This window comes from Polaromonas aquatica (assembly GCF_042659145.1).
Lineage (GTDB): Bacteria > Pseudomonadota > Gammaproteobacteria > Burkholderiales > Burkholderiaceae_C > Polaromonas > Polaromonas aquatica.
In genome coordinates this window covers 105,515-122,198 of sequence record NZ_JBHSRS010000082.1, presented here as the reverse complement: position 1 = coordinate 122,198, position 16,684 = coordinate 105,515, and the positions used below count along the sequence as shown (strand labels likewise).

Sequence of the window (16,684 nt, the reverse complement as noted above, 5' to 3'; positions counted from 1 at the left end):
AACTCCGGGCATCGTGCCGATCTGAGATCGGATGGGCGAGAAAGAGTTTTTTCTGGTGAAAAATCAGTGCGAAGTTGTATCCACACCTCATAAAAAAACAAAACCAATTAGTATGAAAACCCTGATCCTCATCCCTGCCCATAACGAAGAAGAAAGCCTACCAGCACTTCTGGAAGAGGTGCGCAAAACGGGTTGCGATGCCGTGGTCATCAATGATGCGTCAACCGACGCAACGGAGCGCGTGGCGAAGGCTGCTGGATTTCCCGTGCTGTCCTTATCGGTTAATCTTGGCATCGGTGGGGGGATACAGACAGGTTTTGCCTATGCTCTGCGCAACGATTACAACGTGGTGGTGCAGATGGATGGTGATGGTCAACATGACCCCGGGCAACTTCAGACCGTCCTAGCCCCCATAGTTGCAGGCGCGGCGGACTGCGTCATCGGTTCACGCTACCTGCCGGAAGCACCAGACACCGGCTATCAGACCCCATTTGCTCGACGCATGGGCATGTACTTTTCCACAGGCATCCTTTATCTGGCGACGGGCTTACGCATCAACGACACAACCTCAGGGTATCGTGCACTTAATCGTTCCGCCTTCAGCTTCTTTGCCACGGAATACCCGGTCGATCATCCGGAAGCCGAAGCCTTGCTGATGCTCCACCAGGCGGGCTTTCGCGTGCTTGAGCGCCCCGTCAGGATGCGTTGCCGCGTGGGAGGCCAGTCGCTGTTCACCTTCTTCAAGGCTATGCTCTACCCGCTACGGGTGATCGTCGGATTTATGGGCATCCTCTATAAGAAGCCAAGGAGAAACCGTTCATGATGTCATCATCCCTTACCGTACAAGGTATTTGCTTGACGGTTCTTGCCCTGCTCTTCATCTACACGCTGTGGCTGATGCGCTCAGGACGCCTCAACGCCCATGTCACGGTACGCTGGATATTGGCGGAAGGCGCAGCTTTTCTGGCTGTGTTGTTGTGGCAGTGGCTGCCGTTATTTGGCATTACTTCAACCATGGGTGATCGGGAGTTGCTGATGGTGTTGGCAGTGGTCTTCTTCGCCCTCGTCGCCTTCCTGATGCTTGACAGCCTTGCGCGCATCTCGACCCATACGCACCAGATCAAACTGTTGACACAAGAAGTGGCACTGTTGCGAGAACATGTCGAATCAGGAAGTCAGAACAGAAGAGAGGGGGCTTAACGATGAAAATCAACCTGTTTGAGCGCATTGTTTTGATTGGCTGGGCCATTGCCGTCCTTTATGTGTTCGCAGCCTTTAGGGGGCAAATTCGGTCAAAAGGCTTTCCCGGTGAACTGATTGAGTTTTTCCTCTCCCATCTTTCGGCAGGTTATCTTCAATAATCCAACAGCGCCAATGCCGCATTTCTTCTCTATCTTTTTCCCCCTCGCGCTCCTCTCTATTTCATGTGTTGGTGCGGGATTATTGATCTTGAGTTTTCTCTCCACGCGCCCTAGAGAAAATAACCTAATTGAATATGCCGTTGCTTTTGTCCTAGGCCAAGGAGTTTTGGGAAGTCTTTTCTTGCTCCCCGCGCTGATGGGCTGGTTCACGAAGCCGGCGTTGCTGGTCGTGATAATGCCTCTTGCTTTATTGGGGGCTTGGAAGGTGGGACTGTCCTCGCAGGCAATATCTGTCGCAATGCGGAAGCATTTGCTCGCCTACTATAAGGCACCGTTCATATGGCAGTTGTTAACCTTCTTTGCGACCCTCCTCTTGCTGTCTGGTGCAACAGCTGTCGCAGGCAGGATCGATGGAGATGCGCGAGCGTTTTATCTGGCCTTGCCCAAGGTAATCGCGACATCACACCGCTTGCTGCCCTTGCCGGGCTATGAGGGCTTTAGCAGCGTCGGGTTGTTGGCAGAGATGCAATTGGCGGCCCTTTTTCTTTTGGATATGCCGGGTGCTTCTCCGCGCTTGTTTTCATGGGTAAGCGGTCTTGCCGGGGCTGTTTTATTGGCGGCTATCGCACGAAAGGCGGGGCTTGGAAGACGTGGGCAGTTGTTAAGTGTGATTATGCTGCTGACGTCCTCTGCGGTCGCCTACTTCTGGGGGCAGGGCAAGACGGATTTGTTTGCTGTCGTTTTTGCGTTGGCGGGAGTATTGTTCGCACTTGAACGCCTCGATGGGGTGGCAAGCCGAAAAAGCGCCGTACTACTGGCCGGGGTGTTTACAGGATTCGCACTGGTTGCGAAACTGAGTTACATCGTAGCGTTCTTGCCGACCATATTTGTACTGCTGTTCTGGAGGGATATCCATTCTTACTGGCCGAATCGTCGCATGGCCGGCGCAGCGCAAAAGCTGCTGAAAGAATGTTCAGGGGATGCGCTGATCTTTACTGGCGCCCTGCTAATCCCGTTGGTGCCTCACCTGCTGAAAAACTATATCCTGCTAAATACGTTGGTCGATACATATGGATCTCACCACTATTTCAGCGATGAGACGACGCGCCGTATTATTCTCACATATCCTCTTTGGCCATTTTTCGGCAGCTTTTGGGGACAGTACGGGAATTTGTCTCCGCTGGTGCTAGCCTTTCTTCCAGTGCTGATATGGGTGCTCTGGAAAGACAGGCGCTGGAACGCGCCAGTAATAGCCATTATTGTGGCAGCTGCGACGGGTTTGCTGGCCTGGATCATTTTGTTTCCATCGGTACCGATGCCCCGTTACTTTCTTGCGACCTTGCTGCTCCTTATCATTCCGGTTGCCTGGGCAATGGAGCGAGTCTCATATGCAGACCGATGGCTCAACTATGGTGTCGTATTGGCGGCTTTCGCTTGCATTTTGATCTTTGGCAAAAGTTGGGATAAGGAGATCTTCCGCGTGGCTGCCGCATATGAATATCTGCTGGGCGATCAGTCGGAAAAGAATCTTCACATCGATGAAGTGCTTTCCCGAAACGTATATGAGGCGATTAATCAGAGCGCAGAACCAGGTGCGCGAATCTACCTCGGATCCTTTTACAGGTTTTGGTTGCGCCCGGACTTGATTCAGTGTGTAAATGGAAAAACTGACGGTGAAATCTCATTCGATGCCGAAAACCCGGGGAAATTCTGGCTGCAAGTGTACGAACATGGATTTTCGTACCTGTTTATGGATCAAACATACCCAACCTTTCCGGCCTTGAAAAATGCTCCCGATTGGGTGCATATCGAAATGATCTATCCCCAAAGCGGATATGGCGGGGCCTATCGCCTAAGGTATGTAAATCCTCCCACAAAAGTAAGGCTTGCCACGAAAGAGGTTTCGTCAGGCGCCTGGGATGTCGTTCCTGTCCAATAGAGAAAATGTGCTGATGTGAAACAATCAATGCGCATTCTTGGACTTGTCCTTGGGTTCATTTTCCTAGTCTGGTCTTTCTCGCTGGTGAAATGGGACTCCTTCTTGGAAGCGGTTACTTCCGTGAAACCCATATGGGTTGCTTTGAGCGCAGTATCACTTTTTCTGTCCATGCGTTTGCGCAGCATTCGCTGGCACATGCTGACCGGCCTGCCCGCGAAAGATCAGCCCAAGGTTTGGGAGGCAACATGCATCGGATATTTAGGTGCGGCGATCTACCCTGCGCGAGCAGGTGATGTGATGCGCATGCTGCGGCTGCAGCAACTTACCGGCATGGGAGGAGGGCTGGCCATCAGCAGCGGCGTGATCGACCGCATTCTTGAGGGGCTGGGATTATGCGGCTTGCTGTTGATCCTGCTGCTCTGCTGGAGGGTCGGGCTGGAAGCTCGACAAGGCCTGCTCGGGGTGGCATTCCTCTTCCTAGTTGCGGCGGTGGGCGCGGCAGTTTTCGTGGTGAGCGGGCATCGACTTCGGTCGCTATTTGAGCGCCTCGGACTTGCAGGAAAATGGGGCGCCCGACTAAAACAATGGTACGAACAAGCGTTGTCTGGGTTACAAGTATTGCGCTCGCCGCGTCGGCTCATTCTGGCCCTTTTCATACAAGGGCTAGTGAGCCTGCTCGATGTCCTGTCTTGCTGGTTCCTCATCCAGGCATTCGGATGGGCGCTTCCTTTAATGGCTGGCGTGGTGGTGTTGGTATATATAGCGGCGGCCGCTTCCTTGCCCTCATCGCCAGGTTATGTTGGCGTATATCAAATTGCGACGCTGTTTGCGCTTAGATCCTATGGGGTCGATGACTCCGCCAGCGTTGCTTACGGAACCACAATGCAGGTGCTTACCTTGATTCTTTTCATTGGCTCGGGCTTGTGGGTTTCTCTCAATAGAAGGCAGTCCACGTGAACAACTTGCAACCCTATCGGAATCTCATTAGCGCAACATTAGCTCTGATTTCTATCATATGAGTCCGTTCGCCACAATTGTCGTACCTACATTCAATCAGGCCCAATATTTGGGCCATGCGCTTGAAAGTTTGTTGGCACAAACAGATACCTCCTGGGAGGCAATCGTAGTAAACGATGGGTCGACCGATGATACGGCTTCGGTAATTGACGCCTATGCTGCACGGGACTCCCGGATTCGCACTGTTCACAAGGAGAATGGCGGAGTTGCATCTGCCTTGAATGCGGGGCTGATGAAGGCGCGTGGGGAATGGATCCACTGGCTGAGTTCGGATGACATGTTCGAGCCTGAAAAGCTTGCCATCAACCGCCGTTGGATCGAGACGGTTCCGGGTGGCAATTTCTTCTTCTCATACTTCACCTTGCTGACGGAGGCCACCGGGAAGAAGGAGCGCCGACGGCTATGGGGGCCGCTGCCAGATTCTGCTCACCAGATACTTGGACTATTTCATAGGAATTACATCAGTGGTATTTCCATCTGCGTGAGACGCGCGGCGTGGGAGCAAGTCGGTTTCTTTAATGAGGAGCTATATTACGCTCAGGACTATGACCAGTGGTTGCGGCTGCTCTCCAAAAACCAGGGGGTATTCATCCCAGAGTGGACAGTAATCAGCAGAAATCATGCTGCACAGGGTTCTGAAACATTCCCCGCTGCCTGCTATTTTGATACCGCAAAGGCGGCCATAAGGTTCATTAACGAGCACTCTTTCCCTGAGTTGGTGCCATGGGCCGACTTGAGTGACGGTGCATCTGCCTCATCGGCAATAACTGGCGCGCTGGATGTTGCCTGCGATCGCTCTTCATTTATTTATTGTTTGGGGGCGCATCCTGCCTTGGTTCTCAGGGTTTTGGAATGGGTGTTCTCTTGCGAAGACCGGGAGCATGACCAGAGGAAGCAAGTGTGTTCTCGCATAGAGCAAATGGCACTTCGAGACAGCGATGACGACGAATGGTCATGGATGTGGCGCCAGCTAGCTTTGTCGCTTGCGGGGGGGGCGGCGAGTTTTTGCTACTCACAGATAGAACCCGCAGAGCTCGCATCGCGGTTATACCGATCACGACAAGTTAGCAAAGACCCGTCGCTGCAACCTGTTCGTGACTATATGAAGCGCTTCATGAATATTGAGGTGCCCTTGGCGTTACCGCTCGAGGCAGGGAGCGCGCGCATAGTTTTTTTAAATTGCGGGCAAGCAGAAAGGCATCCGGCCTTCAGGGAAGCCTTGCAGCGGCTGGCGGACCTTGGTTATCGCCCGATGATCTTGAGTTCGAATCATGCAGCTGAGGCAGCTTTATATGAATGGCATGTTCGCATAACGATAGTTCGTATTGCATCCCTCGATCACAACTCGCTTCCATGGCTAGGCGAATTTGAGTTGGGGATATCGTTGCCGGATAAGGAAATTCCTGTTTGGGCTGGAGCCGGACAGCTGATCCATTGGGATGATGGCGTCTCAACCGAGGCCAATCTTCAGAAAATACTCATGTTTCATCCTACCGATGCGGACACAACAATTCGTCCCGTCCTCTTTCTGGAACGAGTTCTGTGGGGTGGAGGTGCGGAGCGGGTCGTTTATGAGATCGTGCGCAATTTGAACAGGCAACGCTATCGGCCTGTTGTGTTGACCATGTTCGATGAACACGGAAAAGGGCTGGGCTTTCCTGCCGATGTAGAGACCATAAACATACAAAAATATTTGTACGAGGCAGTTGGCGAGACCTGTTCATCTGACCTCAATGGCGGTGCTGAAAAGATCTCCGTAATTAGAAGAGCGGTAAGGAAGGGGCGAGCTCTTTACCGCCGTCTTTTGAGTGCGGAGTTACGAGAGCGGATCGGAGTTGGGCGACGAATCGTTAAGTTCAGGGCTTTGTTATCGTCCATCAGAGACGGTCAAAAGGGCACCCCTTCAATTAAGAAGGAGAGTACGCCAGTATCAAGCTCGGCACCTGGCGTGGATTTTGTGGGTGCAATGTATCATCACGGTCCCCAAGCTAATGGCCTGTCGAGGGTAATGCAGCGCTTTGGCAATGATGTTGCGTTGATAGCAGTGATGGAAGAGGCAACTGTAGCTGCCTGGCTGGCACAAGCCTCAATTGGGCAACCCTACATCGCATCTCTGCATACGGTTGAAAGCAAAATCCTTCCCAGGCTATACCCTGAAAATGATCGGTATCTTGCTGAAAAATGGGTGTTGAGTTCAGCATGCAACGGCGCAGCAGCCGTAGTTTTTCCCAGCGCTGGAGGGGGGGGGGATTTGCATGAGAACTTTGGCGTTTCTCTGGAAAAGATAAAAGTGCTATGGAATCCAGTTGATTGCGTGCAGATCCGTCGCCAGTCTTGGCGCCTAGTTGACGAGGTATCTGAGTGGAAAAGCGCAGCGAAGACGTTCCGGATGGTGCATGTCGGCCGCCTGGATGACGAAAAAAATCATGAATTGCTATTGCAAGTCTGTTCTCGGCTCAAGCAGCGCGGACGAGACTTTTCTCTTGCGATTGTCGGCGGGGGGGGCGATCGCGAGTGGATTGAGCGGCAAATTCAGGAGCATAGTCTGCAATCCCGGGTTTTTCTGGCGGGGGAACAGCAAAACCCCTTCCCATGGATGTCGGCAGCGGATGCCTTGCTTCTTACTTCTCGCTTTGAGGCATTTGCTTTGGTGCTCGTCGAGGCCATGGTCTGCGGCACGGCCGTGATATCTGCGGACTGCCCTACTGGGCCGGGCGAGGTCTTGGCCAATGGCGAGTATGGACTATTGGTGCCCAATGGCGATTGCGAGGCGCTGGCAGCCGCTGTGGAGCGGTTGATGGACGACGACTCTCTCAAAGAGAGGCTGGTGAAACGTGGCTATCGGAGAGCAGAAGACTTTGATGTCAAGAAAATCGTACCCCAATGGGAGGCACTGATCGACTCAGTGCCTTATAGAAAGCGATAATGAAAGCCTATTTATTAATTTAATGATGTTCAATTCAATGAGGTTCAAGTTCTATCGCACCAAATTGGCGAATCTTCTTTCACGATTTTTTGCCGCACCCAAATTGTCGAGGTGCTCTACCGAGAGTCTGGCCGAGGAGTTGGCCCGCAGAATTGAGAGCGAGCCAGGGCATCCTTGCCATGATGTGTTTTATCGCCATGGCTTCCATCTTCTGAGAAAACACTTTTACCTTCCGGTTCCCGATGACACTGATCGTTTGGAGCAGTTCTGGGATCAACCTTCGAAAATGGTAGGTGTGAACATCAACGATGCCATGGGTCTCGAGGTGATGGAGCAAATTTGCCCCAAATATTTGCCGGAGTTCCGTGAGAGATTCCCGATTGAGGGGCCACCTCAAACGCCAGGCTTTTACCTGATCAACGGCGGATATATGGCGGTCGATGCGCATGTGTATTACTGCCTGATACGGCACTTCAAGCCGCGCAAGATTGTAGAAATAGGCAACGGCAATTCCACATTGCTGGCGATTGCCGCCGCTGATACCAACGAAAAAGAAACAGGGCGACGGCCACATTTGACTTCTATCGACCCCTATCCTTGGGCCATATTCAAAGATGGCTATGCCGGTTTGGACTCGCTGGTCGTAGAACGGGTTCAGGATGTCCCTGTTTCCTATTTTGAACAGCTTGAAGCCGGCGATATGGTGTTCATTGACTCAAGCCATGTCATCCGCAGTGGAAACGACGTGCATTATGAGTTTCTGGAGATCCTTCCGCGCTTGAAGCCGGGAGTGCTGATCCATGTTCACGACATCAGTCTTCCGCGCCCTTACCCGAAAGTCTATTTCGACAACCATCTCTACTGGACCGAGCAATATCTGCTTCAGGCGTTCCTCACCTTTAATGACCGCTTTGAGGTTGTCTGGCCGGGGAATTACATGATGCTTAATTACCCGGATCGGGTTCTTGCCGTTTTCCCTGAATTCGAGAGAATGCGCCGCGACTATCCGCAATCGGAGCCGACTGCTTTCTGGATGCGTGTTAAGCCTTCTGCCGCAGAATAAGGTGGCGGTTTTGGAAAGATGTCCTATTTGCGACAAATCCGCCTTCTCGACTTCAGGAGCGTCGGTCAACATAATTGACACTCTTCGCCGCTGGGAGGGGGTTGTCGGCCGCCCGTTCCCGAAGGAAGTCTGGAATGCTTATTCACAACATGAATATAAACCCCTGACGCTAAAAGAATGTGTCGAGTGTGGTTTTGGCCGTTTTGAGCCGGTTGTATCCGGCAATGCGGGATTTTATGAATTCATATCGGCGGTAGATTACTACAACGAAGAAAAATGGGAGTTTGGCGCCGCCTTAAGTCAGCTGCAAATTGCTGGAGCGAATCGCATCCTTGACGTTGGGTGTGGTTCGGGCATTTTCCTTGACTATCTTCGGCGGCAAATGCCAGATGCCCAGCTTTTCGGGTACGACCTGAATGCAGAGCTTCTGGCTAGTCTGCCAGCCCGCGGTTTGAGCGTATTGTCTGGCGATTTGAACCAGATAAAGGCAAAAACGCAGTCGGGCGAGGTGCCCCCTTTCGATGCCATCTGCATGCTGCAGGTGCTGGAGCATGCGAACGATCCGATCGATATGTTGCAGACTTTTCTCGGGTTGTTACGCCCGGGGGGGCTGTTGATTGTTACGACGCCCGATGCGGGCGGTCCAATAAAAAACTTTCCTGATGCCTTGACCGAGCTCCCTCCGCACCATGTCACGCGCTGGACGGAAGCGACTTTTGAAGCTCTCTTTAAGCGGCTTAAATTGAAGATGAGCAGTATTCAACATGAGCCTCTTCCTGATTATCTGTGGGATGCCTACTTGCCTGTGATGTGGGATGAGCCAATCTGGCCGACGCAGATCTTTGATCCGTTGGCAAGGCGTCTCGGAATGATTACGGTCGGAGAGCGTTCAGGCTTTGCCGCCAAAGAAATGAAAGAGGCAGGCATTCGAAGGTTGTACGGGGTCCCGAGTCATACGATCTTTGTGGCGGCAACATCGGTGTGTGGGTGATGTCAATTTTGCCAAAAATTATAGGCGCTGCAAGGGCGTACCTTCGGCTCCCTTCAATTGAAGCTGATCTAAAGACTCTCAATGACGATCTCAAGACGCTCAATAAATCTGTGGTAGCTTCGGATATAAACACGGCCAAAGTCCAGGCGATTGCGCAAGCGATTTCATACAATGAGAAGCAGAAGTTTGACAGCATGTTGCATGCGCTTCAAAAATCAATGAGCATATCGAACGCAGAATTGGAAAAAGAGCGTCGTCGCAGAGAGGATGCAGAAAACCAATTGACAGTCGCAATTGCAATTTTGACAAAAAAAATTAACAGAATAGAGAGTCTTGTTGAGCAGCGTAACGAATCGACAGGCGACCGCAAAGAACAATGAACGAAGTATTTGAAACCGACCCGTATCCTGGTCGGCCCAAGGTTCTTTTTATCGGTTTTCCTGAGAGCTCTCACACGCATTCCTGGATCGGGCTGCTTGATGGATGCGAAATCAATGCAAGGTTGTTCGCGCTGCCTTCGGCTGAACCGCCCGGAGACTGGCCCATCAAGACCTACATTACCCGCTCAGGAGCGCCGAGGTTCGATGACGCGACTCGCAAGACAGTGTTTCCTCCATCCGAGTCTTCGCCATTGGGGCTAGCCTCCAAGGCAAAGGCCGCGCTTGATAAGGGGCAACTGGGGGCGAGTTCGCTCATGCGGCGCTTGATCGAGTCCGGCGTCGGCTTGGCTGAAAGATTTGGCCACGGAGATAATCCGATCACGATCGAAGAGGCACTGGCCAATGCGATCAGGGAGTGGAAGCCCGATGTAATACACACTCTGGGCTTCGATTCGGCCAGCTACTTTTATTTGCGCACCCGGAAGCAATATGGCCTTGAGGGCGTTGGCCGATGGGTCGCGCAGGCGCGGGGGGGCCCCGATATCGCCCTGCAGAGGTATTCTCCGGAGTTCGCGCCACGCATTTGCGAAGTGTTTCAAACCTGCGACCACTTTATCGCTGATAACCAGCCGAATTACGATTACGCCTTAAGTGCGGGACTGACACAAGGAAAGATTGCCAATCCGGGCATGGGGGTGGTTTCGGGTGCGGGCGGCATGGATGTGGATGGGCTGAGGTCGATGTGGCTGCTACCGCCCTCCAAGCGAGAGCGGGTCATCGTCTGGCCTAAGGCCTATGAACTTTACACCTCAAAAGCCATGCCTGTCTTCGAGGCAATCCTGAAAGTATGGGACCGTATCCAGCCATGCAGGATCGAGATGATATGGATGGTGCAATCGGACGTGCAAATCTGGTACGAGAAACTCTTTCCGGAGCACATCAAGGCATCTTGCCCGACTTATGGACGCCTGAGCAGGGAGGAGACCTTGGCCCGAATCGCCAATGCACGGGTAATGATCGCGCCCTCTCTCAGCGATGGCATCCCCAATACCATGATGGAGGCTATGGCGCTTGGCGCGGCCCCGCTGGTTTCGCCCCTTGACACAATAGTCCCCGTTGTGAAAAACGAGAAAAACGTTCTCTTCGCGAGGAATCTCTATCCCGATGAAATCGCTGAAGCACTGGTGCGATTAATGTCTGACGATGATCTGGTGGACAGTATGGCCGCAAACAATGTGGTCAGAATCCGCGAGATGGCGGATCGCCAACGGGTCAAGGAGCGCGCGCTGGTTTATTACGAAGAAGTGGCGCGTTTGTCACGCAAAGGCAACAACATGAAGGTCAATTAATGTCAACAATCGCTGCAACGCGCTTCCTGTTCGGGAGCCTTGTCAAGCACCGGCGGCTTCTTCTTGAAATGGCCAAGCGTGATATCTCTGACCGATATTCCGGTCAGGTGCTGGGAACAGTCTGGGCAGTTGTGCACCCTGTGATGACGATCACGGTCTTCATTTTCATGTTCGCAGTGGTGTTCCGCATGAAGGTGGATGGTGGACTTGATGTTCCTGGCGATCACACGCTTTACATGATTTCCGGTATCGTGCCGTGGCTGGTGGTGGCTGACGTCCTGGGTCGCAGTTCGGCGATCATCTCCAGCCAGGCCTCCCTGGTAAAACAAGTGGTGTTCCCGGTCGAGATCCTCCCCGTGAAAATGGTCCTGGCCACCTTACCGACCTTTCTGATCGGCTTCGCCGGCTTGGCGATATACGGGCTTGTGGTCGACCGGGCCAGCCCTGCCCTGCTGCTTTATCCGTTGGCGGCCGTGCCACTTTACTTGTTCCTGCTCGGTGCATCTTTTGCGATTTCTGCGATAGGCGTTTTCCTACGAGACATCAGAGAAATCGTTCAGATGTATACCCTGATCGGCATCTATGTGGCACCAATATTTTATTTCATGGACTGGGTGCCGGCGCGCCTGAGGTTTTTAGTTTATTTGAATCCCGTCACTATGTTCGTGGAAAATTTTCACGATGCGGCCTATTACGGCGGCATTCGCAGCTGGACCGTTTGGCTGGTGGCGCTACTGACTGGCGCAATCGCGGCATGGGTTGGAGCGATGATTTTTGCACGCCTTAAACCACATTTTGGGAGCTACCTGTGAGTGATGCTAAAGAGGCGGCCATCCGGGTCAGTGGGTTAGGCAAGATGTATCGGATGTACTCGAGGCCATCCGATGTGCTATGGGAGCTTCTGACCAGAAAGTCGCGGCACCGTGAACACTGGGCGGTAAAAGACGTGAACTTTGAAGTCAATCGCGGAGAAGTGGTCGGCATAATCGGGCGAAATGGTGCAGGCAAGACAACGCTGCTCAGAATTATCGCAGGTACTTTGGACAAGACCGCTGGGAGCATTGAGGTGAAAGGCCGTGTGTCGGCAATTATGGTACTCGGCACAGGTTTCAATATGGATCTGACGGGGCGAGAGAATATTCTGCTGGGTGGCCTGTGCTTGGGGATGACGCATGAGGAAATCGAGCGCAAGGCGGAAAACATTATCGCCTTTAGCGGCCTAAAGGAATTCATCGATTCACCCTGCAAAGAGTATTCAAGTGGTATGGTGGCAAGACTCGCGTTTAGTGTCGCCGTCAGCGTAGACCCCGATATCCTGATTGTCGATGAAGCACTCTCTACTGGCGATATGATGTTCAACGCCAAGAGCTACGCCAGGATGCGCGAGATTGCGAAGAGTGGTGCCACTGTATTATTTGTGACCCACAGCTTGCAACAGATCTATGACCTCTGTGATAAGGCAATATTACTTGAGCGCGGAGGCGTTGCCGCAGTGGGCGACCCGCGCACTGTAGGCTATCTCTACGAGCAGAAGGTTCATGAGGAAATGGCCACTTTAAACAGCATGGTGGCACCCGCACTGGAAATTGGAGAATTCACTTCGGATGTGAATCGAAAGGCCGAAATTGTAGGGGCCGAAATTTTTGACTCCATAAATGGCGCACCAACTCGCCGACTAAAAGATGGAGGCGAGTATCTGATTCGGATCCGGGTCAAAGCTCACAAACCAATTAAATCACTGTCTGTTGGGTACGATCTCCGTACACATACAGGTGTTCAGATATATGGTTTTTCAACATCTGCCGCGCGGATCGACGAGCAGATCCAGGCGAACGAAGTTAAAGAGTTTGATTTTGTTTTGCGACCGGCATTTAACAATGGTAGCTATTTCCTCAATGTGGGCATAGCTGAAAATCTAGCAGATGAGGGGAGTCCCGACCATTACAGCATGATGCATTTTGTCGGTGACTCAATTGTCGTCGAGGCGGCAACAGCAGATCTTTTCCCCGGTCTTGTCAATTTGCGTAGCAAATTTTCTGGCTCAAGATTGACGAGTCTTGAGAAGTAATTAATGCGATAACAGTAGGAACTTGGAATGGGAATTAATGCGGAATTGGTAAGCCTAGTTGCCCGAATGCGATCTGATTCCATTCTGCTCGGCGACACAGTAATCGAAATCGGTGCGCAAGATGTTTGCGTTGCACCCGAAGTCATTTGTCAAATAGCAGCGAAATATATCCTCGAAAAGTCCAAAGCAGACATCGTGAATGCAAAGGAATTATATGCATTGTTAGGTTTCGCCAATTACAAATGCATAGATGCTAGCGGCGGCAATGACGCATTATTAATGGACCTAAATAAAGATATTCGAGAAGAATATGGGTTCTTTGAATCGTATGACTTGGTAACAAACCTTGGCACGGCAGAGCATTGCTTTAATCAATTTACTGTGTTTAAAAACTTGCATGACATCTGCAAACGTGGAGGGGTGATGGTTCACGCCTTACCTGCTCAAGGGAACGTGAATCACGGATTTTATAATTACCACCCAAGATTTTTCCTTGATCTTGCGGTAGCAAACGGCTACGAGATACTCGATCTGTCATTTACAGTAGATTACAAATCTACCTTAATAAAATATACAAAAGCAGAATTTCAGAACTGGGATTCGCATGACATCTTGTTTTATGCAGTGTTTCGCAAGGTAAACGACGCTCCTTTTTGCACTCCCTTCGATGGAATGTTTGCAAAGATCAATAAGGTGGCTGGGTACCTTACTGGCGATGTCGACCCCTTGAAAACCGAGTTTTCGCCATACTTAAAAGGCGGCAATTGGGAAAATACAAAGGGATATGCTAATCAATCTCCACAAAGAAGCAGTTACTTAAAGATGTTTTCTCGTCGTCTTAAGTCAATTTTTTATTGATTATTTCTCTATATATGTGTGGCATTGCTGGTATTTTCTCTAAACCCGAAGCTCATTTGATCCGGCAAATGGCGGCTGCTATGTACCACCGGGGGCCAGACGATTCGGGCTTGTATCTTGACAATAGGGTTGCTTTAGCGCAAGCGCGCCTAGCGATCATTGACACCAGCAATGGAGGACATCAACCAATGTCCTCTGGAAGCGGGTTAATACACATCGTTTACAACGGGGAGGTTTATAACTTCCGGTCTGAACGCACTTTATTGGAATCAAAAGGGCATCACTTCAAGACGCAGTCCGATACCGAAGTTGTCCTGAAGCTTTACGAAGAGTTTGGCGAAGCATTTCTCCAGCACTTACGCGGTATCTTTGCATTAGCAATCTACGACAAACGGGGGGGGCTCGGCAAAGAGAAGCTATTTCTGGCCAGAGATCAATTTGGAGTAAAGCCACTGTTGTATTTCGAGGGGAACGGGGCTTTCATTTTTGCTTCGGAGTTGAAGGCATTGTTGGCGAGCGGGCTGGTTCCGCGACAGGTGGACTCAGAGTCCTTGCAGCAATTGCTGAGTCTGGGGTCGGTTTATCAACCCAGAACTTTGGTTGAAGGTGTCAAGGCCTTGCCTCCCGCTCACTTTATGGTGGTGGATAGCAGTGGCTCGAAATTGCAGAGATATTGGTCTTACGGGATTGACCGTGTGGCTGGGTTGCGCCAACTTCCTTATCATGACCAGGTAGAGCAATTCCGGGCTGCTTTGACCGAGTCTGTCAAGCTACAGATGGTCGCCGATGTTCCTGTGGGTGCGTTCTTGTCCGGGGGCGTTGATTCTTCACTTATTGTGGCTCTGATGTCCAGGGAAGTCGGGGGACACGTAAAAACCTTTTCCGTTGGGTTTGAGGAAGGAGCCAATGCAACGGATGAGAGCCATGAGGCTGAAGCGATGGCTCGTCACTTGGGAACCGACCACACACGAGTGCTCGTGACCGCCGGCGATATGGTTGCCCACCTTGAAAGATTCGTCTCTGGTCTGGATCAACCTTCTGTCGATGGGCTCAATAGTTACTTTGTGTCGCACGCAGCATCGCAAGGGGTCACCGTTTCGCTTTCGGGCACGGGTGGGGATGAGTTGTTCCTGGGTTATCCATGGTTTGCCAATATCCAGAACGGTTTTGACGATGCACATCCGACCTCGAGAACTTCCTTCGCCCGCCGGTTGCTCAGGCACCTTACAGTTATCGGTCGCCAAGCGAGGCATGACCGTCCTGCAGTCATTGATAGCGCTGCATTTAGCGAGGCATTCGGGCGGCAGTACCATTGCTTCGGTCCGGCAGCGGCCAATGATCTCTTGGCGCCTGCACGGCGTCGCAGTGTCAGCCAACGCTCGTTTGCAGAAGAATTGACGTCGGGTGATGAGTTGGTGACGGGTGAATTGCTCGACCGTGCAAGTGTCCTCTGCCTGAATGGATACACACGTAACCAGCTGCTTCGCGATATCGATGCTTGTTCGATGGCGCACTCTATTGAGGTCAGGGTGCCATTCCTTGATGTTGGCCTGATGGACTTTGCCTTGTCCTTGCCGGTGAGCAGCAAGTTGCGGGTCAGCAATCGCACCTTGGATCCGAGCGCGAGTTATTCTGCATCGGGGGTCAAGCGCATTGTCTGCGATGTGGCGAAAACGTACCTCCCCCAGGACTTTTTTAGCGCGCGGGCAAAAAAAGGATTCTCGCTACCGCATGCGGACTGGTTGCAGGGGCCATTAGCGGACGTGTTGGCGGATACGATGTCACGGCAGTCCGTCTCGGATGCGGGGCTGTTTGATCCAGCTTCTGCCGTCCGTATCCGGCAAGAATTTATCGATGGGCGACGACCTTGGTCGCACCCCTGGCTGCCTATGGTGACGGAGCTATGGCGGCGACAGGTTCTTCAGGCGTGAAGTGCCTGTTCTTATTTGTGTAGGCGCCTTGCGTCAAATTCTGGGGTGTTAAAAGGTAATTTAAATGTCAATTTTTACGAAATGGTGCGGAATAGATAAATGCATCCAAGAGCAAAGTAATAGAACTTCCTTGCTGGAAGCCCGCATCGCCTATCTTGAGGATCGTCTTCTCAGCTACTACAAAAACCGTTGGGATGTGGTCGATAAGCTCGCTGATTATTTGGTGGGGACCCAGCTTCAAGGCGATTATCTGGAGTTCGGTGTATTCGAGGGAAAGACTTTCTCTTATGCCTTCAAAATCATGGCACAGCTATTCCCTGAGATGAAGTTTGTTGCCCTCGATTCATTTGAAGGACTGCCCGAGCCCAAGGGTATAGATGCAAACGATAGCTACACGAGCGGCTTCTATAAGGGGCAGTTTGCATGTAGTGGCGAGCAGTTTGAGAGTAATTTACGCGCGCGCGGTGTCGATATGAGCCGGGTGTCCACAATAAAGGGATGGTTCGATTCATCATTAAGTCCCGGCAGCCAAGCGAGCGATACCGTTTCAAAGGTGGCCGCTGCGTGGATTGACTGTGATCTATACGAATCGACAGTGCCGGTACTTAACTTCCTGACAGACAGACTGTCTGTGGGGGCTGTGCTGCTATTCGATGATTGGCGGTGCTATCGAAATTTACCGGAATTTGGCCAACAGCGCGCGTGCAAAGAGTGGCTCGCCCGCAATCCACAAATCAAGCTGAATGAATTTGTTGATTTTGGATTTCACGGGCAAGCTTTCACCGTTGCGTCATGCTAATG

15 protein-coding genes are annotated in these 16,684 nt (G+C 51.7%); all 15 read left to right on the top strand.

The annotated features are described in order from the left end of the window. Positions 1-31: 31 nt before the first annotated feature. Positions 32-823 carry a glycosyltransferase family 2 protein gene (locus ACFQND_RS18325; RefSeq protein ID WP_371436930.1) on the top strand — a complete coding sequence of 264 codons (792 nt, stop codon included), beginning with the start codon at positions 32-34 and terminating at the stop codon, positions 821-823. Further along, complete coding sequence (locus ACFQND_RS18320) at positions 820-1,200, top strand: DUF2304 domain-containing protein (RefSeq protein ID WP_371436929.1); 381 nt, start codon at positions 820-822, stop codon at positions 1,198-1,200. The genes ACFQND_RS18325 and ACFQND_RS18320 overlap by 4 nt, the downstream gene beginning before the upstream one ends. A gap of 2 nt (positions 1,201-1,202) precedes the next feature. After that, positions 1,203-1,361: a hypothetical protein gene (locus tag ACFQND_RS18315; RefSeq protein WP_371436928.1), complete on the top strand. Its 159-nt coding sequence runs from the start codon at positions 1,203-1,205 to the stop codon at positions 1,359-1,361. A gap of 13 nt (positions 1,362-1,374) precedes the next feature. Beyond that, positions 1,375-3,300 (top strand): hypothetical protein, encoded by a 1,926-nt coding sequence (locus ACFQND_RS18310; protein WP_377414288.1) that lies wholly within the window; start codon positions 1,375-1,377, stop codon positions 3,298-3,300. A gap of 15 nt (positions 3,301-3,315) precedes the next feature. Further along, on the top strand, positions 3,316-4,257 hold the full coding sequence (locus tag ACFQND_RS18305) for a lysylphosphatidylglycerol synthase transmembrane domain-containing protein (RefSeq protein WP_371436926.1): 942 nt from the start codon (positions 3,316-3,318) through the stop codon (positions 4,255-4,257). Positions 4,258-4,315: 58 nt separating this feature from the next. After that, positions 4,316-7,243: a glycosyltransferase gene (locus tag ACFQND_RS18300; protein WP_371436925.1), complete on the top strand. Its 2,928-nt coding sequence runs from the start codon at positions 4,316-4,318 to the stop codon at positions 7,241-7,243. Positions 7,244-7,280: 37 nt separating this feature from the next. Further along, positions 7,281-8,306 carry a class I SAM-dependent methyltransferase gene (locus ACFQND_RS18295; RefSeq protein WP_377414285.1) on the top strand — a complete coding sequence of 342 codons (1,026 nt, stop codon included), beginning with the start codon at positions 7,281-7,283 and terminating at the stop codon, positions 8,304-8,306. After that, a complete protein-coding gene (locus ACFQND_RS18290; RefSeq protein WP_371436923.1) occupies positions 8,281-9,297 on the top strand; it encodes a class I SAM-dependent methyltransferase in 1,017 nt (338 codons plus the stop codon). Before ACFQND_RS18295 ends, ACFQND_RS18290 begins: the two co-directional genes overlap by 26 nt. Further along, a complete protein-coding gene (locus ACFQND_RS18285) occupies positions 9,297-9,677 on the top strand; it encodes a hypothetical protein (protein ID WP_371436922.1) in 381 nt (126 codons plus the stop codon). Before ACFQND_RS18290 ends, ACFQND_RS18285 begins: the two co-directional genes overlap by 1 nt. Continuing rightward, a complete protein-coding gene (locus tag ACFQND_RS18280) occupies positions 9,674-11,026 on the top strand; it encodes a glycosyltransferase family 4 protein (RefSeq protein WP_371436921.1) in 1,353 nt (450 codons plus the stop codon). The genes ACFQND_RS18285 and ACFQND_RS18280 overlap by 4 nt, the downstream gene beginning before the upstream one ends. After that, positions 11,026-11,838 carry an ABC transporter permease gene (locus tag ACFQND_RS18275; RefSeq protein WP_371436920.1) on the top strand — a complete coding sequence of 271 codons (813 nt, stop codon included), beginning with the start codon at positions 11,026-11,028 and terminating at the stop codon, positions 11,836-11,838. Before ACFQND_RS18280 ends, ACFQND_RS18275 begins: the two co-directional genes overlap by 1 nt. After that, complete coding sequence (locus tag ACFQND_RS18270) at positions 11,835-13,094, top strand: ABC transporter ATP-binding protein (RefSeq protein ID WP_371436919.1); 1,260 nt, start codon at positions 11,835-11,837, stop codon at positions 13,092-13,094. Before ACFQND_RS18275 ends, ACFQND_RS18270 begins: the two co-directional genes overlap by 4 nt. A gap of 27 nt (positions 13,095-13,121) precedes the next feature. Further along, complete coding sequence (locus tag ACFQND_RS18265) at positions 13,122-13,952, top strand: hypothetical protein (protein WP_371436918.1); 831 nt, start codon at positions 13,122-13,124, stop codon at positions 13,950-13,952. A gap of 14 nt (positions 13,953-13,966) precedes the next feature. Next, complete coding sequence (gene asnB / locus ACFQND_RS18260; protein ID WP_371437103.1) at positions 13,967-15,883, top strand: asparagine synthase (glutamine-hydrolyzing); 1,917 nt, start codon at positions 13,967-13,969, stop codon at positions 15,881-15,883. A gap of 64 nt (positions 15,884-15,947) precedes the next feature. Then, entirely contained in the window at positions 15,948-16,682 is a 735-nt protein-coding gene (locus ACFQND_RS18255; RefSeq protein ID WP_371436917.1) for a TylF/MycF/NovP-related O-methyltransferase, read from the top strand. The last annotated feature ends 2 nt before the right edge of the window (positions 16,683-16,684 follow it).

What these genes read in the sequence shown, in the direction of transcription:
- ACFQND_RS18325 (WP_371436930.1), top strand. Translation starts at nt 32, where the DNA reads ATGGGCGAGAAAGAGTTTTTTCTGGTGAAAAATCAGTGCGAAGTTGTA.
- ACFQND_RS18320 (WP_371436929.1), top strand. Translation starts at nt 820, where the DNA reads ATGATGTCATCATCCCTTACCGTACAAGGTATTTGCTTGACGGTTCTT.
- ACFQND_RS18315 (WP_371436928.1), top strand. Translation starts at nt 1,203, where the DNA reads ATGAAAATCAACCTGTTTGAGCGCATTGTTTTGATTGGCTGGGCCATT.
- ACFQND_RS18310 (WP_377414288.1), top strand. Translation starts at nt 1,375, where the DNA reads ATGCCGCATTTCTTCTCTATCTTTTTCCCCCTCGCGCTCCTCTCTATT.
- ACFQND_RS18300 (WP_371436925.1), top strand. Translation starts at nt 4,316, where the DNA reads ATGAGTCCGTTCGCCACAATTGTCGTACCTACATTCAATCAGGCCCAA.
- ACFQND_RS18295 (WP_377414285.1), top strand. Translation starts at nt 7,281, where the DNA reads ATGAGGTTCAAGTTCTATCGCACCAAATTGGCGAATCTTCTTTCACGA.
- ACFQND_RS18285 (WP_371436922.1), top strand. Translation starts at nt 9,297, where the DNA reads ATGTCAATTTTGCCAAAAATTATAGGCGCTGCAAGGGCGTACCTTCGG.
- ACFQND_RS18280 (WP_371436921.1), top strand. Translation starts at nt 9,674, where the DNA reads ATGAACGAAGTATTTGAAACCGACCCGTATCCTGGTCGGCCCAAGGTT.
- ACFQND_RS18275 (WP_371436920.1), top strand. Translation starts at nt 11,026, where the DNA reads ATGTCAACAATCGCTGCAACGCGCTTCCTGTTCGGGAGCCTTGTCAAG.
- ACFQND_RS18265 (WP_371436918.1), top strand. Translation starts at nt 13,122, where the DNA reads ATGGGAATTAATGCGGAATTGGTAAGCCTAGTTGCCCGAATGCGATCT.
- asnB (WP_371437103.1), top strand. Translation starts at nt 13,967, where the DNA reads ATGTGTGGCATTGCTGGTATTTTCTCTAAACCCGAAGCTCATTTGATC.
- ACFQND_RS18255 (WP_371436917.1), top strand. Translation starts at nt 15,948, where the DNA reads ATGTCAATTTTTACGAAATGGTGCGGAATAGATAAATGCATCCAAGAG.